The 21251-nt window shown below is 33.9% G+C and carries 25 protein-coding genes; 10 read left to right on the forward strand and 15 right to left on the reverse strand.

Annotation, left to right across the window (positions count from 1 at the left end):
• The first annotated feature begins 66 nt into the window (after positions 1-66).
• The 4 genes from ACFSRZ_RS11650 to ACFSRZ_RS11665 all read left to right on the forward strand — a co-directional run bounded on the left by ACFSRZ_RS11650 (position 67) and on the right by ACFSRZ_RS11665 (position 3614).
• Positions 67-645, forward strand: coding sequence for a non-canonical purine NTP diphosphatase (locus ACFSRZ_RS11650; RefSeq protein WP_379666735.1), 579 nt, complete (start codon positions 67-69; stop codon positions 643-645).
• Positions 645-1673 (forward strand): FecCD family ABC transporter permease, encoded by a 1029-nt coding sequence (locus ACFSRZ_RS11655; protein WP_379666770.1) that lies wholly within the window; start codon positions 645-647, stop codon positions 1671-1673. The genes ACFSRZ_RS11650 and ACFSRZ_RS11655 overlap by 1 nt, the downstream gene beginning before the upstream one ends.
• Positions 1670-2470 carry an ABC transporter ATP-binding protein gene (locus ACFSRZ_RS11660; RefSeq protein WP_379666736.1) on the forward strand — a complete coding sequence of 267 codons (801 nt, stop codon included), beginning with the start codon at positions 1670-1672 and terminating at the stop codon, positions 2468-2470. Before ACFSRZ_RS11655 ends, ACFSRZ_RS11660 begins: the two co-directional genes overlap by 4 nt.
• Before the next feature lie 76 nt (positions 2471-2546).
• Positions 2547-3614 carry a M28 family metallopeptidase gene (locus tag ACFSRZ_RS11665; RefSeq protein ID WP_379666737.1) on the forward strand — a complete coding sequence of 356 codons (1068 nt, stop codon included), beginning with the start codon at positions 2547-2549 and terminating at the stop codon, positions 3612-3614.
• Between the two features lie 42 nt (positions 3615-3656).
• On the opposite strand, the gene ACFSRZ_RS11670 is transcribed toward ACFSRZ_RS11665, so the two are convergent.
• Positions 3657-4577 (reverse strand): hypothetical protein, encoded by a 921-nt coding sequence (locus ACFSRZ_RS11670; RefSeq protein WP_379666738.1) that lies wholly within the window; start codon positions 4575-4577, stop codon positions 3657-3659.
• A gap of 116 nt (positions 4578-4693) precedes the next feature.
• Here ACFSRZ_RS11670 and ACFSRZ_RS11675 point away from each other — a divergent pair, with 116 nt between their 5' ends.
• A complete protein-coding gene (locus ACFSRZ_RS11675) occupies positions 4694-4999 on the forward strand; it encodes a hypothetical protein (RefSeq protein WP_379666739.1) in 306 nt (101 codons plus the stop codon).
• Here ACFSRZ_RS11675 and holA read toward each other — a convergent pair.
• Positions 4996-6000 (reverse strand): DNA polymerase III subunit delta, encoded by a 1005-nt coding sequence (gene holA / locus ACFSRZ_RS11680; RefSeq protein ID WP_379666740.1) that lies wholly within the window; start codon positions 5998-6000, stop codon positions 4996-4998. The genes ACFSRZ_RS11675 and holA overlap by 4 nt on opposite strands.
• 99 nt (positions 6001-6099) lie before the next feature.
• Here holA and ACFSRZ_RS11685 point away from each other — a divergent pair, with 99 nt between their 5' ends.
• Both ACFSRZ_RS11685 and ACFSRZ_RS11690 read left to right on the forward strand, forming a co-directional pair.
• On the forward strand, positions 6100-6546 hold the full coding sequence (locus tag ACFSRZ_RS11685; protein WP_379666741.1) for a type I restriction enzyme HsdR N-terminal domain-containing protein: 447 nt from the start codon (positions 6100-6102) through the stop codon (positions 6544-6546).
• 71 nt (positions 6547-6617) lie between these two features.
• Positions 6618-7616 (forward strand): glycosyltransferase family 2 protein, encoded by a 999-nt coding sequence (locus ACFSRZ_RS11690; protein ID WP_379666742.1) that lies wholly within the window; start codon positions 6618-6620, stop codon positions 7614-7616.
• Here the strand turns inward: ACFSRZ_RS11690 and ACFSRZ_RS11695 are convergent.
• The 10 genes from ACFSRZ_RS11695 to ACFSRZ_RS11740 all read right to left on the reverse strand — a co-directional run bounded on the left by ACFSRZ_RS11695 (position 7584) and on the right by ACFSRZ_RS11740 (position 15946).
• Positions 7584-8273, reverse strand: a complete 690-nt coding sequence (locus tag ACFSRZ_RS11695) for a hypothetical protein (protein WP_379666743.1) — start codon at positions 8271-8273, stop codon at positions 7584-7586. The two genes, ACFSRZ_RS11690 and ACFSRZ_RS11695, sit on opposite strands and share 33 nt — an antisense overlap.
• The gene (locus tag ACFSRZ_RS11700; RefSeq protein ID WP_379666744.1) at positions 8273-8893 is read right to left on the reverse strand and encodes an L-threonylcarbamoyladenylate synthase; all 621 of its coding nucleotides are present in this window, start codon (positions 8891-8893) and stop codon (positions 8273-8275) included. Before ACFSRZ_RS11700 ends, ACFSRZ_RS11695 begins: the two co-directional genes overlap by 1 nt.
• A 70-nt stretch (positions 8894-8963) precedes the next feature.
• Complete coding sequence (locus tag ACFSRZ_RS11705; protein WP_379666745.1) at positions 8964-9662, reverse strand: response regulator transcription factor; 699 nt, start codon at positions 9660-9662, stop codon at positions 8964-8966.
• An 11-nt stretch (positions 9663-9673) separates the two neighbouring features.
• Positions 9674-11257 (reverse strand): sensor histidine kinase, encoded by a 1584-nt coding sequence (locus tag ACFSRZ_RS11710; RefSeq protein ID WP_379666746.1) that lies wholly within the window; start codon positions 11255-11257, stop codon positions 9674-9676.
• A gap of 102 nt (positions 11258-11359) precedes the next feature.
• Positions 11360-11956, reverse strand: coding sequence for a dephospho-CoA kinase (coaE, locus tag ACFSRZ_RS11715; RefSeq protein WP_379666747.1), 597 nt, complete (start codon positions 11954-11956; stop codon positions 11360-11362).
• 2 nt (positions 11957-11958) lie between these two features.
• Positions 11959-12897, reverse strand: coding sequence for a CdaR family protein (locus ACFSRZ_RS11720; RefSeq protein WP_379666748.1), 939 nt, complete (start codon positions 12895-12897; stop codon positions 11959-11961).
• Positions 12898-13008: 111 nt separating this feature from the next.
• Positions 13009-13332 carry a preprotein translocase subunit YajC gene (yajC, locus tag ACFSRZ_RS11725; RefSeq protein WP_379666749.1) on the reverse strand — a complete coding sequence of 108 codons (324 nt, stop codon included), beginning with the start codon at positions 13330-13332 and terminating at the stop codon, positions 13009-13011.
• Positions 13332-13793 (reverse strand): DUF1573 domain-containing protein, encoded by a 462-nt coding sequence (locus tag ACFSRZ_RS11730; protein ID WP_379666750.1) that lies wholly within the window; start codon positions 13791-13793, stop codon positions 13332-13334. Before ACFSRZ_RS11730 ends, yajC begins: the two co-directional genes overlap by 1 nt.
• A 28-nt stretch (positions 13794-13821) precedes the next feature.
• Entirely contained in the window at positions 13822-14760 is a 939-nt protein-coding gene (nusB, locus tag ACFSRZ_RS11735; RefSeq protein WP_379666751.1) for a transcription antitermination factor NusB, read from the reverse strand.
• Between the two features lie 85 nt (positions 14761-14845).
• Positions 14846-15946, reverse strand: a complete 1101-nt coding sequence (locus ACFSRZ_RS11740; RefSeq protein WP_379666752.1) for a Glu/Leu/Phe/Val family dehydrogenase — start codon at positions 15944-15946, stop codon at positions 14846-14848.
• 141 nt (positions 15947-16087) lie between these two features.
• Between ACFSRZ_RS11740 and ACFSRZ_RS11745 the strand changes: the two genes are divergently transcribed.
• Together ACFSRZ_RS11745 and ACFSRZ_RS11750 are read left to right on the forward strand one after the other, a co-directional pair.
• Positions 16088-17842: an ABC transporter ATP-binding protein gene (locus ACFSRZ_RS11745; protein WP_379666753.1), complete on the forward strand. Its 1755-nt coding sequence runs from the start codon at positions 16088-16090 to the stop codon at positions 17840-17842.
• A gap of 79 nt (positions 17843-17921) precedes the next feature.
• Complete coding sequence (locus ACFSRZ_RS11750; protein ID WP_379666754.1) at positions 17922-18281, forward strand: PUR family DNA/RNA-binding protein; 360 nt, start codon at positions 17922-17924, stop codon at positions 18279-18281.
• A gap of 59 nt (positions 18282-18340) precedes the next feature.
• Here the strand turns inward: ACFSRZ_RS11750 and ACFSRZ_RS11755 are convergent, their stop codons facing one another.
• Genes ACFSRZ_RS11755 through ACFSRZ_RS11765 form a run of 3 tightly spaced genes read right to left on the reverse strand, consistent with a single transcriptional unit; the run spans position 18341 to position 20653 of the window.
• Positions 18341-19381: an isochorismate synthase gene (locus tag ACFSRZ_RS11755; protein ID WP_379666755.1), complete on the reverse strand. Its 1041-nt coding sequence runs from the start codon at positions 19379-19381 to the stop codon at positions 18341-18343.
• A complete protein-coding gene (locus ACFSRZ_RS11760) occupies positions 19382-20233 on the reverse strand; it encodes an alpha/beta fold hydrolase (protein ID WP_379666756.1) in 852 nt (283 codons plus the stop codon).
• On the reverse strand, positions 20234-20653 hold the full coding sequence (locus ACFSRZ_RS11765) for a PaaI family thioesterase (RefSeq protein ID WP_379666757.1): 420 nt from the start codon (positions 20651-20653) through the stop codon (positions 20234-20236).
• A gap of 71 nt (positions 20654-20724) precedes the next feature.
• On the opposite strand from ACFSRZ_RS11765, the gene ACFSRZ_RS11770 reads away from it, so the two are divergent.
• Complete coding sequence (locus ACFSRZ_RS11770; protein WP_379666758.1) at positions 20725-21219, forward strand: IS1096 element passenger TnpR family protein; 495 nt, start codon at positions 20725-20727, stop codon at positions 21217-21219.
• Positions 21220-21251 lie beyond the last annotated feature (32 nt).

A 21251-nucleotide genomic window follows, 5' to 3' on the forward strand; every position in this document is an offset into this window, starting at 1 on the left:
AATGTACTTAATTTTCTGCAAAACAAACGACTTTATTTGATTACATTTGTGCTTTAAGTATCGTATATGAAACTGGTTTTTGCTACAAACAACCTTAATAAATTGAAAGAAGTGCAAGAAATGCTCTCAGAAAAAATAGAGCTTCTTTCATTAAAAGATATTGGCTGTACCGAAGATATTGAAGAGACAGCAACTACCTTAGAAGGGAACTCTAAATTGAAAGCCGATCATATAACCAATCATTATCAATACGATTGTTTTGCTGATGACACAGGACTTGAAGTTGATAGTTTAGATGGTGCCCCTGGTGTTTATTCTGCACGATATGGTGGTGAGCCTAGAAATGCTGATAGGAATATTGACAAATTGCTAGGCGAACTACAAAACAACAATGACAGATCAGCGCAGTTTAGAACAATCATCACCTTAAATTTAAAAGGAGAAAGTTACGATTTTGAAGGTGTTTGTAAAGGTCAAATTTTACAAGAAAGATCCGGAAATGGTGGATTTGGTTATGATCCCGTTTTTCAACCCGAAGGACACTCTCAATCTTTTGCTGAAATGAGTGCTGAAGAAAAAAATAAGATCAGCCATCGTGGACTGGCTGTTGAAAAACTTGTCCAATTCTTAAACAATCTAGATTGATCAACCAAAAAACATATACTCAACAGTTCATTGGGCTATCAATAGCTCTTGTTGTTCTGATGTTCTTTAGTATAAGTTTGGGTTCTGTTTCTATTCCCGTTTCTGAGATCTTTGATATTCTTACAGGGAGTAGCAGTTCCAAGCAAAGTTGGGAACTTATTGTTTTAAATTTTCGTCTTCCAAAAGCTGTCACAGCTATTTTGGTAGGATCAGGACTATCAATTAGTGGTTTGCTAATGCAAACATTATTTCGAAACCCTCTAGCCGGACCTTTTGTTTTAGGGATATCTTCCGGTGCCAGTCTTGGAGTAGCTCTTCTTATTCTAGGTTCAAGTATTTTAGGAGGTGTTTTAACCTCATTAGTTATCTCTAATTGGGCTATTGCCATTGCTTCTAGTTTAGGAGCTGCCTTGGTATTGTTTGCTGTCTTATTAGCCGCTAACAAAGTAAGAAATACCATGTCTATTCTGATCATCGGATTGATGTTTGGAACTATTACAGCTGCCATCATAAGTGTTCTCACGTATTTTAGTAGCGCGCAACAGATTCAACAATATGTATTCTGGAGTTTTGGTAGCTTAGGGAATTTGTCTTGGAGTGAAGTAAGTGTTTTTACTATTATTTTCTTAGCAGGAGTTTTGGCTCTGTTACAGGTATTTAAACCTTTGAATGCTTTTTTGCTAGGTGAGAATTATGCAAAAAGTCTTGGGATTAACATTGTGAGAAGTAGAAATATTATTCTTTTGGTAACCAGTTTACTTACCGGAGTTATTACTGCTTTTGCCGGACCTATTGCCTTTATAGGCTTGGCTGTTCCTCATATTACCAAACTGATCTTTAAAACTTCTAATCATAAAATATTAGTTCCTGCAGTTGGATTGCTAGGTGCTATTATTTTATTGATTTGCGATATGATTGCACAACTACCCATGAGCGAATTTACACTGCCTATCAACGCTGTAACGTCTTTGTTTGGAGCTCCGGTGGTTATTTGGTTATTGATTCGAAAAAAGAAAGTATACGTATGAGCCAATCAATATCACATATTGTTTTGGAAACTCGTGATCTAAGTATTGGATATCGAGATAAAAAAAATGTTCATACTATTCAGAAGGATATAAACCTTACCATAGGGAAAGGACAATTAGTTGCTGTTTTAGGTAAGAATGGAATTGGAAAATCAACGCTTTTAAGAACGATCACAAAAGTTCAAACTCCTTTATCGGGTACAGTTTTATTAGATGGAAAGAATTTAGAAACATACGATTTTAAAGAGCTTTCTAAAAAAGTTGGTGTTGTTTTAACCGAACGTTTACCCGAAAGCCAGCTAACAGTTTTTGAACTGGTTGCCTTAGGTAGGCAACCTTATACGAATTGGGTTGGCAAACTAAAAGAAGAAGATATTGAAAAAGTAGTTTGGGCTTTGGAACAAACGGAAACTTTAGATCTGGCAAAGAGTCATTTTTATGAGTTGAGTGATGGTCAATTACAGCGTGTTATGATTGCCAGAGCATTGGCTCAAGACACGGAGATTATTATGTTGGATGAACCCACAGCTCATTTAGACATGCATCATACCATTAAAATCTTTCAGTTACTTGAGAAACTTGTTAAGGAAACTCAAAAAACTATTATCATGACTTCCCATCAAGTAAACTTGGCCATTCAATATGCTCATCAGATTATTTTATTAACTGATAAAGAAGTAGATAGTGGGACTCGTGAGGAATTGATCCAAAGGAATGCTTTTGATAAACTATTTCCAACAGAAATCATTAACTTTAACGCAAGCTTAGAACAATTTGTTATTCATAAAAATTCGTGAGTAATCTCCTCTGATTTTTAAGTGTAACAAAAGGTCGTTATTAGACACTAATTACAACAAAATTAATTTTAATTCAATGAAAAAAATACTCCTTGCTGCTAGTATGCTTGCTTTGGTCTCTTGTGGATCAACACAGGATGCTACAACACCTAAAAAAGCTAAGAAATCTTCTGCTGACACAAATGTAGATCTAGCTGTAAAATATGCATCAACCATTACAGCAAAAGACTTAGGAAACCATTTATTTACTTATGCTTCTGATGAATTTGAAGGAAGAGATACCGGTGAACCTGGTCAGAAAAAAGCAGTTGAATATTTAAAGAATTTCTATGTAGCTGAAGGAATCCCTTCTCCTTTAGGAGGAGATGATTACTACCAAGAAGTTCCTGCATCTTACCTAAATAAATTTTCAAGAGGGAAAGACTTAAAAGATTCTGAGAATGTATTAGCTTTTATCAAAGGGACAGAAAAGCCTGATGAAATTGTAGTAATTTCTGCTCACTTAGATCACGTAGGAGTAAATGCAAACGGAGAGGTATACAATGGTGCTGATGATGATGGTTCCGGAACTGTTGCTATCTTAGAGATTGCAGAAGCTTTCAAAAAAGCCGCTGATGCCGGACACGGTCCAAAACGTTCTATCCTTTTCTTACACGTAACAGGAGAAGAGAAAGGATTGTTAGGATCTCGTTTCTACACAGAAAATCCTACTTTCCCTATTGCAAACACAGTTACTGATCTAAACATTGATATGATTGGTCGTGTTGATGAAAGACACAAAGGAAATCCAAACTATGTATACTTAATTGGTTCTGATAAGTTGAGTACTGAGCTACACAACATCTCTGAAGCAATGAATAAAAAGTACACAAATATTGAGTTGGACTACAAATACAATGACGATAACGACCCAAATCGTTTCTATTACAGATCTGATCACTATAACTTTGCACAGTATGATGTTCCTATCATTTTCTATTTCAACGGAACTCACGAAGACTATCACGCAGTTGGAGATACTCCGGATAAGATCAACTATGAAATGTTAGAGAAAAGAGCTCGTTTGGTATTCCACACAGCTTGGGAAGTAGCTAACATGGACAAGAGAATTGTTGCTGACAAAGCCAAAAAGAAAGACGAATAGTATTTCAATCATAAAAAAAGCCTCACAAATGTGAGGCTTTTTTTATAGAATAAACTTTTTAATAGCTTCTCTCCTAGCTCCTTTCTTTGTTTGATCTGAACCAATGAGTTTGTCTTTTTCAGAGAACATTTGCTGAGCCGTAGCTGCATCATAGATAAAATATTCAATATTCATAGTGCAATCCAGAAGATCGTTCCTGTAAGCATTTTCTTTGTATGTGTACTTTACGATACCAATGCAGATAAAATCGGTGTACTTCTTTAAGTTACCATCAAAATACTGTACGTTGGACGATTTTAAATGAGATGCTATTTCTGGAGTCATTTCAGAATGATAGATAATATCTTCCGTAATAAAATAATCTCTTTTTATAAACTCTTCTTTCAATCGTTTTGTCAATGCTTTGTCTATCTGATCGTTCTCATCAAACACAAATAAACTTACCTCATCTCTGTCTTTTGAATTCTCTAAAGAAGTATTCCAAATAGTTTCTCTTTTTACCTTTTTCTCAACAACTACAGGTTTTTCTTTCTTTTTAATGATTTTCATCTCTTTTACCTTATAGGTTCTGGGATCTACCTTTGCAACCTCTTTGGCTGGTTTTTGGGCTTCTTTATATTTCTTGATGATTTCTTCTGTAACAAGCAACAAATCTGCTCCGGTTACAGGATGCTTTCCTTTGTTTTTGTAAAAAACAATAGAATCGTTTACCATAGCGTACCACAACAAAGCTTTGCCTTCTTCTTTTGAGAAGAATTCCGTTTGTTCATTTGGTATGACCTGAATAAGAGAGTCTTTTTTAGAATCGTTTGTTTCTGTAATGGTTGAAGTTTTCGTTTCTTCTTTTGTTACTTCTTCTTTTCGTAAAAAGACGTATCCTAAAGAAGAAATGAGAATCACGAGTACTAGTAGGTATATCCATTTTTTGGATTTACCCGACTGATTGTTTTTAGGGGTATTCATAGGGTTAGGGGATTTAAAATGTAGGTATAATCAGTTTTGTATTCTTATATGAAGTGTTTTTATTTGAGCTCTATAAAGGTAACAAATTCGTTTTTAGTATCTTTAAAAGAAAAACTATGGATGGATGGGGTGCACTTGCAATGTTGATCAAACGTCAGAATGCTGCTAAATACCGCAAAGCAGAATTACGATATAAACTTCAGAAAAAGAAAGAAAGCTTTGTTCATGATGCTTATGATAAAGACGGAGAAGAATTTGAGTTTCCGAAATTTTCAAAACTTCAAATGGATACCTTTAAAAAAGAGATTAGAACTGAGATTCAACAACAACAAATACGAAGTATTGGAACTTATCTCTTGGTAATACTATTTATTATTGGGTTTGTATACTTAGCTCTTTGGCTTAACACTAATGCTTCTTAGTGCATCATTTTAAAAAGTAGTTCTTTTAAAATATCCCCTTGAGTTTGATTGCTAGCCCCCACTCCTTTACTCTTTACATCTGCGTCTCTTAACATAGCAATGATCTGAGCCACTTTACGCATAGGATAGTTTCTACCGGCAGAGATATAATCTGTAACAAAGAAAGGTCGGATTCCTAATGCTTTTGCGACATTGTCTCTAGATTTGTTTTGTAATCCGTGATAGATTAGTAATTGCGTGAAGAAACTATTGAGTAATGAGATGGTCATTACCAAAGGGTTGTTCTTCGGGTTCTGAGCAAAGTAATTTATAATACGGTTGGCTTTTAAAATGTCTCGCTCTCCAATAGCTTTTCTTAATTCGAAATTATTGAAGTCTTTAGAAATTCCGATATTTTCTTCAATATGATCAGGAGTAATAATCGTTCCTTCTGGCAAAATAGTAATCAATTTATCTAATTCATTACTGATCTTACTCAAATCTGTTCCCAAAAACTCTACCAACATTTGTGCAGCCTTGGGTTCTACTTGATATTTCTTCCCTCCTAAAACTCTTCGGATCCAGTCTCCAACCTGATTTTCATACAAAGGCTTGCTTTCAAAGATCAATCCGCTTTTTCCTACGGCTTTGTATAACTTTTTACGCTTATCCAGCTTCTTGTATTTGTAGTTTAACACCAATACGGTAGAAGGCTGAGGGTTTTCTACATAAGAAGTTAATTTCTCAATAGTTCTGCTAAGATCCTGAGCTTCTTTAACAATCAATACTTGTCGTTCAGCCATCATTGGAAATCGTTTTGCTGAAGCTACAATCTCTTCAATAGAAACATCTCTCCCATACATAACAACTTGATTGAATCCTTTTTCTGATTCTTCCAATACGTTGTCTTCGATAAAATCAGAAATTTTATCAATATAATATGGCTCTTCACCCATTAGAAAATAAATCGGCTTGATATTTCCGCTCTTAATATCTGAAACAATCTGATTGATCTCGTTCATGAATAATATTGTTCCGCTTGTAACGCGGTATCTAAATTTAGTAATGGATTCTCGATATTTCGAGAAGGACAAATTAAAAGAAATAATTACATTTGAGCGATGCAACCACTAAATTTTCCATCGTACTCATTCCGACTCAAAGCTAGCGAAAATAAGACACTTATTTTCGATGTTATTCGAAAAAAAAGTGTGGTACTTACTCCAGAAGAATGGGTGCGTCAACATGTGGTTCATTTTCTTCATCAGGAAAAGAAATATCCTCTTTCTCTAATCTCTGTTGAAAAGCAATTAAAAATAAATTCATTGAACAAAAGAACTGATATTATTGTATTTGACAGACAGGGACTACCCTACATTATTGTTGAGTGCAAGGCTCCTTCTGTGAAAATAACTCAGAGTACTTTTGATCAAATTGCCAGATACAACCTTCAGTTAGAAGCCCCTGTTTTAATGGTTACCAATGGGTTGGAACACTACTATTGCCATATGGATCATAACAGGAAAGCTTATAATTTCTTACCTGAGCTTCCAGAATATGAATTTTAGCAAATCTTTGCATCCTCTATTCATTCATAAATGGTAAGTTTGCACACCCGATCATTTACGAGATTGTACTTTTGAAAGTAGCTATTGTCATATTAAACTGGAATGGAAAAAAATTGCTTGAGCAATTTTTACCTTCTATTGTCAATTTTAGTGCTGAATTGGCCGATATCTACGTGGCTGACAATGCCAGTACAGATGCTTCAACAGCATTTGTAAAAGAACATTTTCCTTCTGTACATATTGTAGAGAATGCTATTAATGGCGGATATGCTAAGGGGTATAATGATGCCTTACAGTCTATTAAAGCTGATATTTATTGTTTGATCAATTCTGACGTAGAAGTTACTAAGGGTTGGTTAGAACCTGTGCTTGATGTCTTTAAACAAGAAAGTAATACGGCTATCATTCAGCCTAAGTTGTTAGATTATAAAGACAAATCGAAATTTGAGTATGCCGGTGCCGGTGGTGGGTTTATCGATTTTTATGGCTACCCTTATTGTAGAGGACGTGTTTTTAATCATTTAGAAACAGATGAAGGTCAGTACAACGATATTGAGTCTATCTTTTGGGCTTCAGGAGCTTGTTTCTTTGTACGTTCTGAAGTTTACCATAAACTAGGAGGTTTTGATGAGGATTATTTTGCTCATCAAGAAGAAATAGATCTTTGTTGGAGAACTCAGAATGAAGGTTATGATATCAAATATGTAGGAACTTCTACTGTGTATCATGTAGGTGGTGCTACATTACAGGAGAGCAATCCGCATAAAACCTATTTAAATTTTAGAAATAGTCTACTAAATGTTATCAAGAACGTTCCTAAGCAACGATTTCTCTTTGTGGTTATTTCTCGTTTGATCCTAGATGGTATTGCCGGAGCAAAGTTTATGCTAGAGCTTAGACCTGTTCATACTTGGGCTATCTTTAAAGCGCATTTGAGTTTGTACAAGAACTTCTATAAATTCTTAAAGAAGCGTAGAAAACTCCAAAAGAAGTTGGAATACAATCTACACACAAGTGTTGTTTGGCAGTATTTTATTTTAGGAAGAAAAAGGTTTAAGAATCTTCGCTGATTCCAAATCGTCTTTGTAGATATAATACAACAGGAAAAAGACGGCGACTCCTCCAAAGGTATGCCACAACCAATGAGTTCCCATTGGTAAAAGAACTATAACACTATCTAAGGTTCTAAAAGTAACAGCCAACCCAAAAACGACCATTCCAAAAATCAAAAACCGAACATTTTTCCACTGTGTTTTATATGCATATAGGAAGAAAGGGGTTAATACTGTTATTGCTGTAATTGCATACCCTGCCGAGATAGCAAAGTTTCTGGGCAAATCCAACATTCGAAAGCCATAGTTCATCAAAAATAGTATTCCAAAAAATGCTATTCTCTGCCACCATTTTTCTTGAGATTTTCCAATGAAATATAGAATTCCTAATAAACAAACAATCATAATTGGTAACCAATCCATTACCAACCATACTTGATGGCTTCTGGTTGCATGAAAGACGGTACCTCCTACCCAACTTGTAAAAATTATAGGAATAGAGATCCATAAAAAAATATGCTGCTTCGGTTGCTTGTATATTCTAACAATAAAGAATACAAGAATGGCAATAAAAATAAGATTGCTAAATGTATTAAAAGGTTCTACAGGGAGCCTTCCTTGAATGGTCTCTTGGTATATGGGACCTGTATCGTTCGGGAACTTGATCTGCAACATTATAAAATATCCAAATCTCCTTTTCCTTCTCTTAACACTTCTGGTTCTGCCCCGGTAAGATCAATTACTGTAGAAGCCGTATTATCACCATAACCTCCATCAATAACCATATCTACCAAGTTTTGCCACTTCTCGAAGATCAATTCAGGATCTGTGGTGTATTCCAGTACATCATCATCATCGTGAATTGAGGTAGATACTATAGGATTTCCAAGCTCCGCAACAATCTGTCTTGCTATATTGTTATCCGGAACTCTAATACCTACTGTCTTCTTTTTCTTAAAAACCTTTGGTAGAGAATTACTTCCGGGCAAGACAAAAGTATAAGGTCCCGGCAAAGCTCTTTTTAAAATCTTATACGTAGGAGTGTCTATTTGTTTGACATAATCTGAAAGGTGGCTTAGATCATTACAAACAAAAGAAAAATTAGATTTTGCCAATTTTACTCCTTTGATCTGTGCTACTCTTTCTAGTGCTTTGGTATTTGTAATATCACACCCCAAACCATAAACAGTATCGGTTGGATAGATAACCAAACCTCCTTTTCTTAGTACTTCTACAGCTTTTTGAATTTCCTTTGGATTAGGATTCTCGTTGTATATCTTAATAAATTCCCCCATAACATAAAAGTACAAAAGCTCAGGCTGAAAATCAACCTGAGCTTATTTTTTTTGGGAAGCGCTTATTGGATTAGACTTTGTCTACCAATCGGAAACCTTCTCCGTGTATATTTAAAATTTCTACTTCTTCGTCTTCTTTTAGGTATTTACGCAACTTAGCAATATAAACATCCATACTTCTAGAAGTAAAGTAATTATCGTCTCTCCAGATCTTTGTTAATGCCAATTCTCTAGGCATTAAATCGTTCTTATGTAAGGCAAGCATTCTTAATAGTTTGCTCTCTTTAGGAGATAATTTTTGAGGATCGTTTTCACCTATAGATAGGTGACGTAGCTTTGAATTGAAAAAGAATTTTCCAATATTAAATTCAAATTGTTCGTTTTCGGTGGTCGTTTCTGATTCTTTTCTTTGTAAGATCGCTTTGATCTTAAATAACAACACCTCAGAATCAAAAGGCTTGTTTAAATAATCATCTGCTCCTACTTGGTATCCTTTCAGAACATCTTCTTTCATTGTTTTAGCTGTTAAGAAGATAATTGGCACTTCTTTATTTGTAGATCTAATGTCTTGTGCTAGAGAGAATCCATCTTTTCTAGGCATCATTACGTCTAAGATACAAAGGTCGAAATCATTGTTCTTAAACATGATCAAACCTTCTATTCCATCTTTAGCGTGTGTAACATTGTAATCATTAAGTGCTAAATAATCTTTTAAGACTGTTCCAAAATTTGGATCGTCTTCAACTAATAAAATCTTTTTACTTCCCATGTTTTTAAGTTTTATATTAAAGGTAATTTTACTGTAAATGTGCTTCCTTTTCCTTTCTCGCTTTCTACAAAAACCGTTCCGTGATGATTTTCTATGATCTCTTTTACATAAGCTAACCCGAGACCATGCCCCTTTACATCATGAATATTTCCTTTTTGTTCTCTGTAGAATTTGTCGAAAACGTACTTCTGAGCTTGCTTGCTCATACCAATACCTTCATCTTTAACTTTAATGATGATGTTCTTATTGGTGCTTTCTGTATAAATATCAATCTTTGGCGCATCTACTGAGTATTTCAGTGCATTTTCCAATATGTTTACCATAACATTGGTCATATGAAACTGATTTGCCAAAGCTTCAGATTGTATTGCGTTAAAATGTGTTGTAATTGTACCTTTCTTATCTAAGGTTAATAAGTTTACGTGTGAAACCGCATCTTCTATAATATCGTGAACGTCTACAGCATCTTTGTTGATCTCTATCTGATTCTTTTCTAATCTTGAAATCCTCAAAACGTTCTCTACCTGGCCGTGCATACGCTTGTTTTCATCTCGAATCATCTTAATATAACGCAACACTTTTTCTTCATCTTTAAGAATCTTTGGATTCTTAATTGAATCTAAAGCCAAATTGATGGTTGCGATTGGAGTTTTAAACTCGTGCGTCATGTTATTGATGAAATCTGTTTTGATCTCTGATATCTTCTTTTGTTTTACCAATTGATACAGAGAACTTGAGAAGGCTACAATAATGATGAAAATAAAGAAAAGCGATAAAAGTAAAATGTAAGAGATGTCAGATAAGATATGTTTGTTCTTTTCCGGAAAACTTACATATAGTATATAATCACTATTCCCATTACCATCTTTAAACAACGGATACTTGTAACTCTTATCAGGGTCTATAGTAAAATACCCTGATTTAAGCTTGGTAGCCAACTCATTGTTATAAACACCGTATTTAAAATCTATATCGATATTATTTTTTTCTAATTCTTCTTTGAGTGTTGTATTGATCTCTCGATTGCTAATTCTCTTATGAATTGGGAACTCGTTCCTGTATTCATTAAACAAATCATTGATCACTTTTCTATCTGTCCACTCATCAAATCTACTTGATTTAGACAAGCTCTTTTCACTAAAATCAGAGATCAACTCATCTCCTGTAACCAATTGAGCAGTAAACATATCGTTCCTTCTTGTGAATCTTTTTAAAACGATAGAATCGTTGGTAAAAAAAGGACTGTCATTTAAAATATCTAAAGGCACTTTAAAATCCTCTTCTATAATGGTTGATCCAAATGAGAACTTTCTACTGTTTACTGTATCGATTTGTTGAATCAGAAAATTCTTAATTTCTGCTTTGCTTAAAAACTCTCTACTTTCAAAAATGGGTTGCAATTTAGATTTATAAAGGTCTTCTTCCTTCAGTTTTAATCGTTCCGAAGCTCTGGCCATCGCCTTTTTTACATCACTATCAAATTGCGTATCCTTACTCTCAATAGCATTGTTGATCCAATACAACTGAACTGAGATAATTCCTATCAAGGAAATACTCATCAACACTACTATAAGGACAAAAATTCTCTTACCCATCACTCAAAAATAGAAGTTATAACAAGCTTGTTTTCGATTTTAACGTAGATTAACAAAAACAATAAATTTTTAAGTAAATTTTAAGAAATAAATTGAATTATCCTAAAACAAAAGACTCTTTTTTGTTAAAATATTGTAGAAATCCTGAACTTTTAACAAAGTTTCTTTTTTACTGATATTCAATATTATATAGTTTGACAGCAATTTTTTCTGTGTGTCACTCCATTGATTATTCACTCTTTTCATAACTTCTTCTCTAGTAACACCATCTCTAGACGTTACTCTGGCAATTCTATCTTCTAAAGGTGCAATTACCGTGATAACAATATCACATTGTTGATCGCTTTTTGCTTCAAAAAGAATGGCATTTTCGTAGATAATGATTGTAGACGCTTCTTTTTGAGCTACAAAATCTTGAAAATGACTTTTCACCGCCGGATGTACAATTGAGTTTAATTTTTGTAGACGCCCCGGATTATCAAAAACCTGTGAAGCAATATAAGACCTGTTCAGTTCTTCATTTTTATAAGCTTCTGATCCAAACTCAAGAATGATCTTTTCTTTGATCTCTTGTGATTCATTCATTAGCTTTTTTGCTTCTTCATCTGCATGATAATATGCTGTATTATCATACGATAGAAAGCATTCTGCTACATATGACTTTCCGCTTCCTATACCTCCTGTAATACCTACTATCATGATTATTTTTCGATTAAAAAATCTATTCGTTGTGGAGAGATCTTTACGTTCTTTACCAAATTAGACTGTTGTATTAATTTAGGTACAAGATATGTAAGGTTGTTATCTATAGACAACCTGTAATCACATTCAATTCTAAAAGATGATGGTTTTACATCATTAAAACTTGAAAGCGCAATTTTATAAGTAAGGTTCAATTCTTTTGGAAATGTGCTTATGGTAATACTGTCTGGTAAATTCATTACCGCAAAAGGAATTTTTACGGTTCCTTCCGTGAATTTTTCAACAGTCGCTTTGATTGTCACTTTGTCGATTCCCAGATTTGTATTGCTTCCAGAAAACTTTTTTAACGGTAGTTCTTCATCAATAGATTCATTTAAATCTGATCTGGTAAAAAGATTCGTTTCTACAAATTGTATCGTATCTAAGACTGCTTCAGGGCCTGAAACCAAAACAGAATCAGGAGCAATGGTAATTTTGCCGTTTACATCATAGCCTGCCTCATAGGAAAGGTTACTATTTAGTTGTACCGGTACTTTCTTCTGACTTAAAAAACCTAGGTTAAAGGAAATAGAATCTTTTATGAAATGATCGATATCTACTCCCGCAGTCATTTGTCGTTGTATGGAAAGCTTTTGCTGATTTAACAACAAGTAATAATTTGAGCCTGATTTTTGATATAAATTAGTTCCATCGATCTTTAATGTTCTTGGAAATAGTTTCCCTGAAATTAGTTTAAATCCTGTTGTTTTTATGTGAACTCCAATTTCTTTTACAGGTTCTTCCTGCAAGAGTTTGTCTGTAGGCAAGTTTTCATAAGAAACCGGGTACTCTATTGTACTCTCATATTCTTTGGAAAGCTTGGTTAAAAACCAAAAAATAACAGAAGCAAGAATAAATAAAACGAAGTTCTTTGATATAGAGTTATTTCCTACTTTCAATTTTTTAGTTTTTAAATCATATGCAATCTAATTAATCCCCAAGGAACCTCAAAATTGAGGCATAAAAAAAAGTGAGCTTTTGCTCACTTTCTTATATCTTTTCCAACTTACTTACTTCTTTTCAGCTGGTGCACTGTATTTTTTACTAAGCTCTACAGAAATCGCGTCTCTTTCAAACTTAATTTTTCCGGCTCCTGTTTCAATTGTAACTGTACCATCAGTTTCATTGATGTCTACAAGTTTCCCGTGAATTCCGCTAGAAGTAACCACTTTACTCCCTCTTTTAAGTTCTTCTCTAAACTTTTTTTCTTTCTTTCTTCTTCTGTTTTGTGGTAAAATCATAAAAAAGAAAATCACTGCAAACATAGTTGCCATAAAGAACAACATGTTAGGACCTCCTCCTTCTGCTTGTAAAAAAATCGTATTAAATGTCATTATTTTGCTTTTGGAGTTACATTTCCTTTAATTCTCAATACTTCTCTTCCTTTAGCAGTATTTGTGAATAAAGTAATTGTTTTGTTTTGTCTGTTAGGTTTACCAGCTGTATTGAACTTAGCTAATATTTTTGCTGATGCTCCTGGTTTGATCGGCTCTCTTGGCCATTGTGGTACTGTACATCCACAAGAAGGTTGAGCGTTGGTAATTACCAAATCTGTTTTTCCTGTGTTTGTAATTGTAAATTCTGTATCTACAACATCACCTTCGTTTACAGTTCCAAAATTAAATTCTGTCTTGTCAAATGAGATTGATGGAGCTCCTTTACTGATCTCTACATCTCTTTTTTTAGCACTCTCTAAGTTTTCACTTTTTACTTTAGAAGAAGCATTTCCTTCATTACATGATGTAAAAACTACTACTGATAGTGCTAATGCGCATACTATATATAATTTCTTCATGATTCTTATTTTTTGTAAAAATAATAAATTATAACAATCCTCTTCCTACTTTAACCAATCTTTTGCTTTCTGTGTATTCTCTAGAAAGTTTATCTAAAACACCATTAACAAAGTAGCTACTTTTTTGTGTAGAGTAGTCTTTTGCAATTTCTATATATTCATTGATGGTAACTCTTGTAGGAATAGAAGGAAAATGTAAAAACTCACAAATCCCCATCTTAAGTAAGATCATATCTATATCTGCAATTCTATCAGACTCCCAGTTAGGTGTATGATTCTTAATATCGTCCTCAAAAGTATGGTGGTGAAGAATTACCTTTTTGTATAATTCTGATACAAATTCTTTATCATCATCATTCTTATACAATGATCCTAACATGAAAGGTCCGTTTGTATTTTGCTTGTTTAGTGTTCTTACCACCCAAGTATTTACAAAAGGTATATCGTCTACCCAAGTAATATTGGTATCTTCAAAATATTCGGCTAGTTTTTCATTAGGAGCTACGATCTCTTTGTAAAAATCGATCACAAAACTTTTATCAACCTTATAAGAATCTTCAACAGTGTTCAAGTATCTTCTGTACAAGTCGCTTTTCTGAAGTTCGTTCCAGATTAGCTTAACATACTCATCATTTAAAGACCAGTCTTCTAGTTTTTGAGCTTCTAAGTGTAAACGAATGGAACTGCTTTCAGCGATCTTCTTAATCAATCTATTGTTGATGAATTTCATATTTGGAGACAGGTCGTCTTTAGTAGCCAAATACTTCTTTTTAGAAATCTCAATTTTTTGTTCAGCTAGTTTCTGAACTTCTACCAACAAGTAAAGCATTAGAACATAAAGGTCGAACATCTTTTGAATGCTATGCTTCAAAAACTTCTCTTCTTTTACGATGTCATCATTATGCGATTGAATCATCGCATAAACAGATTGCATTACTTTAACACGTATATGTCTTCTATTGATCATTGAAAGAACTTGTTTGTCATAAAAAAGAGCGAATGAAAATGATTTTCAAACGCTCTGCAAAAATATAATTATTTCTTTACTCTGCTTAAGAGTTTGCCTCTTTTTTACGAGTATCTATTCTATTTTGTGCAATATTAAATGCAGCTCTGTGAGTTGTGATATTTTCTTTCTCAGAAAGCTCAAAAATCTCTAAAGTGGTGTTGTAGATATTTTCAGTTTTTCTGATACTCTCTTCTTTGTTATATCCTTCGATCTCTGCATATACATTGATAATACCTCCGGCGTTGATCAAGAAATCTGGAGCATAAGCAATTCCTTTTTCTTTCAACAACCTTCCGTGTTTTACCTCATCTGCCAATTGGTTGTTTGCAGCTCCGGCAATGATCTTAGCATTTAATTGATTGATCGTTGCATCGTTTACAGTAGCACCCAAAGCACATGGAGCGTAAATATCTATGTCTAAACCATAGATATCATTTCCTAACACTACATTAGCATTGTACTTCTTAGACAATTCTTCTAATCTTGCTTCATTGATGTCGTTGATGATTACTTGCCCACCTTCTTCAGTAATGTGCTTCACCAATGTTTCTCCAACATGTCCTACTCCTTGTACTAATACTTTCTTTCCTTCTAATTTTTCTGTTCCGTAAACGTATTTAGTAGCAGCTTTCATTCCCATATATACTCCGTAAGCAGTAACTGGAGAAGGGTTTCCTGATCCTCCTTTAGACTCAGAAATTCCGGTAACGTGTGGAGTTACTTCACGGATGATATCCATGTCTCTTGTTTCCATTCCTACATCTTCTGCAGTAATATACTTTCCGCTTAATGAGTGAACAAATTCTCCAAACTTACGCATTAGATCATCATTCTTTTGCGTTTTTGCATCTCCAATAATAACAGCTTTTCCTCCTCCAAGGTTTAAGCCTGTAATTGCTGATTTATAGGTCATTCCTCTCGATAAACGTAAAACGTCATTTAAGGCATCCCATTCTGATTTATATGTCCACATTCTGGTTCCTCCCAATGCAGGTCCCAAAACTGTATTATGTATTCCAATTATTGCTTTTAAACCCGTATCTTCGTCATTGCAAAATACGATCTGTTCGTGCCCGTCAAAAGACAATTGACCAAATACCGGATCGTTCTTAATTGCGTCAGTATCTATGATTTGTGATGTCATGTATGATATTTTTTAAGTTTAAGAAAATTAGATTTTTCTCAAAAAATTCGGTGCAAAAATACGATATCTTCAATTCATAGCAAACTAAATACCATTCAATTATATATATTTTAACTAAAAAGATATCAACATAAAATATTCATGAAGGCCCTTCAATACTTAAACAAGTACTTTATAAAATACAAATGGAGGTTATTAATTGGAATATTTATCACCATCTTGTCTAAGATCTTAGCACTGCAAATTCCAAGGATCATCAGCGAGTCCTTAAATGGTGTTGAGGATTATATAAAAGGCAAGAATACTGATATTTCCGTCGTTCAAAATGAACTCTTTTGGAACATTCTTACCATAATAGGCGTTGCTATTTTGGCAGGGTTCTTTACCTTTTTGATGAGGCAAACCATTATTGTAACATCACGTTTGATTGAGTTCGATCTTAAGAATGAAATCTATCAGCAATACCAAAAGCTTTCTATCAATTTTTACAAAAAGAATAGAACGGGTGATTTGATGAATCGTATTAGTGAAGATGTTACCAAGGTTCGTATGTATTTTGGCCCTGCTGTTATGTATACCATGAATATGTTGTTTCTTTTTATTGTTGGGTTTACACAAATGCTAAAGGTTGATGCTAAGCTAACCATGTATACGCTAATTCCTTTCCCTATTCTTTCTGTATCTATTTTTATCATCAGTAAGATCATCAACAAAAAAAGTACTATTGTTCAGGTATACTTATCTAAGTTAACTACCTACAATCAGGAGTTCTTTTCGGGAATCAATGTGGTAAAATCATACGGTATAGAGCCTGTTGTTATTTCTAATTTTGATGAACTGGCAGATCAAAGCAAGCAAAAAAATATCGACCTGAGCAAGGTTCAAGCATTATTTTTCCCTTTAATGATCCTACTTATTGGAATTAGTAACCTGATGGTTATTTATGTAGGTGGACAGCAATACATCAATGGAGAAATTCAAATTGGAGTTATTGCAGAGTTTATCATTTATGTAAATATGTTAACCTGGCCTGTGGCCGTTGTAGGTTGGGTAACCTCTATTGTTCAAACTGCGGAAGCTTCGCAAAAGAGGATCAATGAGTTTTTACAGGAAGTTCCAGAAATCCAAAATCACACTACAGAAGCTTTTAATGTAAAAGGGAAAGTTGAATTTGAAAACGTTTCGATAACATATGATGACACCAATATTGAAGCTTTAAAAGGTATTAGTTTTACTGTTGATGCTGGAGAAACTATTGCTATTCTTGGAAAAACTGGTTCAGGAAAGTCCAGCATTGTCAATTTAGTTTCAAGACTATATGACACTACAGATGGTGAGGTTAAAATTGATGGTAGTCCTATCAAGAAAGTCAATTTGGATGCTTTACGAAGTGAGATAGGTTTTGTTCCTCAAGATCCTTTCTTATTTTCAGATACCATTTCCAACAATATTAAGTTTGGAAAAGAAAATGCAACTCACGAAGAGATTGTTGATGCTGCAAAGAAAGCTGTAGTACATGATAATATTATAGGGTTTAAAGACGGTTACGAAACCATTCTGGGAGAACGTGGAGTTACACTTTCCGGTGGGCAGAAACAGCGTGTTTCTATTGCTAGAGCTATTATTAAAACACCTAAGATCTTGATCTTTGATGATTGCCTTTCTGCTGTAGACACAGAAACAGAAGAGCGTATTTTAGGAAATCTAGAGCAAGTATCAAAAGATAAAACCACCTTCATTATCAGTCATCGAGTTTCTTCGGCAAAAAACGCTGACAAGATCATAATTTTAGATGAAGGAAAGATTATTCAACAAGGCACTCATAATCAATTGATAAATCAAAAAGGGTACTACAAAGACCTTTATGAACAGCAACTTTTAGAGAAAGAAATGTAGTCTCAGATTTTGCCAAGACAAATATTTTGTTAGATTTGTTGCTTATTTTAAACAATCAACATAATATTTTAATAAAGTTATGGCAGAAAGAGTTGAGCAAGAAGAAATCTTTTCACAAGTATTAAGAGCAGGAAGGAGAACTTATTTCTTTGATGTTAGATCTACCAAAGCGGATGATTATTACTTAACAATCACAGAAAGTAAGAAGTTTACACATGATGATGGTTCTTATCATTATCAGAAGCATAAGATTTATCTTTACAAAGAAGACTTTAGTGATTTTCAAGAAATGCTACACAAGGCGACTGACTTTATTATCAATGAAAAAGGTGCCGAAGTAATAAGTGAGCGTCACCAGAAAGATTACAAGAAAGAAGAAACAACTATTGAAGAAAAAACAGCTGAAAGCTTTACAGATGTTAGTTTCGAAGATATTTAACATCTAGATTCAAATTCAATTTACACTAAAAAGGTCGTCATTTTTTTGACGACTTTTTTTTATAGTATACTTTTAATCGTTTGTGTTTTAGCAATGGTTTCTTCCCATTCTTTTTCTGAATCGCTCTGAGAGGTAATTCCGCCTCCAACGTATATATTTGCCAAAGTTTTAGAAAACTCCATACACCTTAAGTTGACAAATAATTCTGTTTGTGAAGTAATGTTAATCTCTCCCAAAAAACCTGAATAGTATTTACGGGAATACCCTTCTTCTTCTAAGATAAAATCTCTTGATTCTATTTTTGGCAATCCACAAACTGCCGGAGTTGGATGTAGTATATGCAATATATCTTGCAGCTTGTCTCCTTTTATCTTTCCAGATATGTCTGCTTTTAAATGCAATAAATTTCCTGCTTTTGCTGTATAGGTTTCAGAAACATATAAATCTTCAATTGAAGATTTCTGTATTTGAGAGACTATAAAATCTACCACAAATTGATGTTCTTTTTGCTCTTTTTCTCCCCAATCAGGTTTCATATTCCCTTCAAAAGATTGGGTTCCTGCCAATGCCATGGTTTTGAATTCGTTTCCTTTTAAGGTTACCAGTCTTTCAGGAGTTGCCCCTAACCATAAACCTACCTTTGGATGATACCAAACGTACACAAAAGCATTTTCATACTTCTGCAACATTCGTTGAAATACAGATACTAGCTGAAAATCATCAATTTGAACTTCTTCTATTCTAGAAAGAACTACTTTTTTAAATTTTCCTTCCTCAATGGCTTCTACTCCTCTTTCTACCAAATGCAAATGCTTTGCTTTGTCTGAAGTTACAACTTCAAACTTCTTTGCTCCTTCTTCAACATGAATTGCTGCTGTTTCTTCAAGAAATTCACAACTTACATACGGAAAAATAAGAGATGATTCTTCAGCATTAAAGGGTGCAAAGACAAAACCTCTTTCGGTATAGTCTTTTGTATAATGTAATTCATCACTTTGACAAAAAACTCCTTTTATCGTTTTTTCGTTAGGCTTACGAAAACAAACGAAAGGCAATTCATTTGAATGATGATCTGAAATCTTATTGAAAAGTAAACTCAATTAATTCAATTGTTTTAAAAGTTCGTTCTTTAATTCTGTAAAATTAGACCAAATGAAACCATGACCTGCTTCCGGAATAGTAACCAATTCAAAACGTTCCTTAGGAAGTTTTCTTTCTAAGTAAGTAGAATTATCAAAAGGTACAATTCCATCTGCATTTCCATGAATACTCACTACTTGATTGGGGTTCTCTCCCCAAGTTTGTTCAAAGTTTTTAAGATCTTCTCTGTGAGTCATTTTTTCTTTTGAAGCCTGCCTCCAAATAGGCGGAACCATCCATCGGGTTAATTTCCATTTGTAAAAATTTAGAGCCCAAGGCATAGGCTCTACTTTACTGTATACAGCCGGAGCAAATAAAATAACTTTTTTATACGGCTTTTTTGACGCCAAAGCTATGGGGCCTCCATAAGAATAACCTGCTAAAATGGTTTTACTTGAATCTAGCTCTTGCGCTATATGTTCTAACATTTCAACTTCAAAAGCAATGGACTCTTGTACATTATTTTTATCCTTGTAGTTGTATCCTATCCTATCGTAAATAATCATGTTTGCTTTTCTTAGCAATAGGCTATCGGTCATATATCTTTTGAAATCTAAAACAGATCCGATAGTTCCATGAACAAAAACAATGGTTGGTAATGTGGTATCTTTTACAATAGCCACTTTACGATATTCAAAAGTCTTGAATTTCTCTTTGGTAATCGTAGGTGTTACCCCTAACTCTTGGAATTCTTTTAGTACTTTTTTGTCAGACTTTGGAGCTGTAGCTATGTAAAACAGAATATAAAGCCCAATAAAAAGAAGAAGTACGATGACACCTATGATCTTGAGAATCTTCTTAAATAGCTTCATCTACTTTCTCTTTTCTAATACGATACTAGTCATTTTACAGATCGAGATCAAATTCCCTTCTTCATCAACGATTTCAACTTCCCAAAGCTGGGTAGTTCTTCCTTTATGAATATTTCTGGCAGTAGCAAAAACCTCTCCTTCTCGCTTACTTTTAACATGGTTGATGGTGAGTTCTATACCATTCACCAGTTGATTTTTATCTTCCAGAAAAAAATAAGAAGCTGTGCTAGCTACGGTCTCTGCCAGTGCCGCAGTTGCTCCTCCGTGAAGTTGTCCGAAAGGTTGATGCACTTTAGATCCTACAGGCATCTTAGCAGTTAGATAATCCTTACCAAGATCAACATACTCTATATCAAGTGTTTCCATAAGCGTATTTTCTGAACGCTCATTCATCCCTTTCAGAATTTGTTCTTTATCCATATGAATTCGTTAGATATGTAAAAGTACATATAAATTATTGTAATTTTGTCCCATAAAATCGTAGGATATTCATGTATAAGATTCGTGTTATTTTAGATACACAAGAGGACGTTATCAGAACTGTATTGGTAGATCGCTCTATCAATTTAGAAACACTGCATTACATTATTGCCAGGTCATTTGGTTTTGATGCTCAAGAAATGGCTTCTTTTTACAGAACAGATCATGAATGGAATCAAGGTGAAGAAATTCCTTTGTTTAATATGTCTGAAGCCGGTGAGGGAATTTCTATGCAAAACAGTTTTCTTAGAAAAAGCTTACCCAATGTAAATGACAAGTTGATCTATGTCTATGATTTTTTCAACATGTGGACTTTTTATGTTGAAGTAATAGAAATTTCAGAAAAAACAGATCAAAACCTACCACAAACAATTCTGGCTGTGGGAGAAATTCCTGAAGAAGCTCCTGAAAAAGAATTTCTTGCTGAAGATTTTGGAAATGAGCCAGATGACGAGTTCAAAGATGAGTTTGAGAGCTTGGATGATTTTGATTTTGACAATTACTAGTCTGAAAAATCTGTAACATATTTGTATCTTGG

It is taken from the genome of Pseudotenacibaculum haliotis (assembly GCF_042684245.1).
Classification (GTDB): domain Bacteria; phylum Bacteroidota; class Bacteroidia; order Flavobacteriales; family Flavobacteriaceae; genus Polaribacter; species Polaribacter haliotis_A.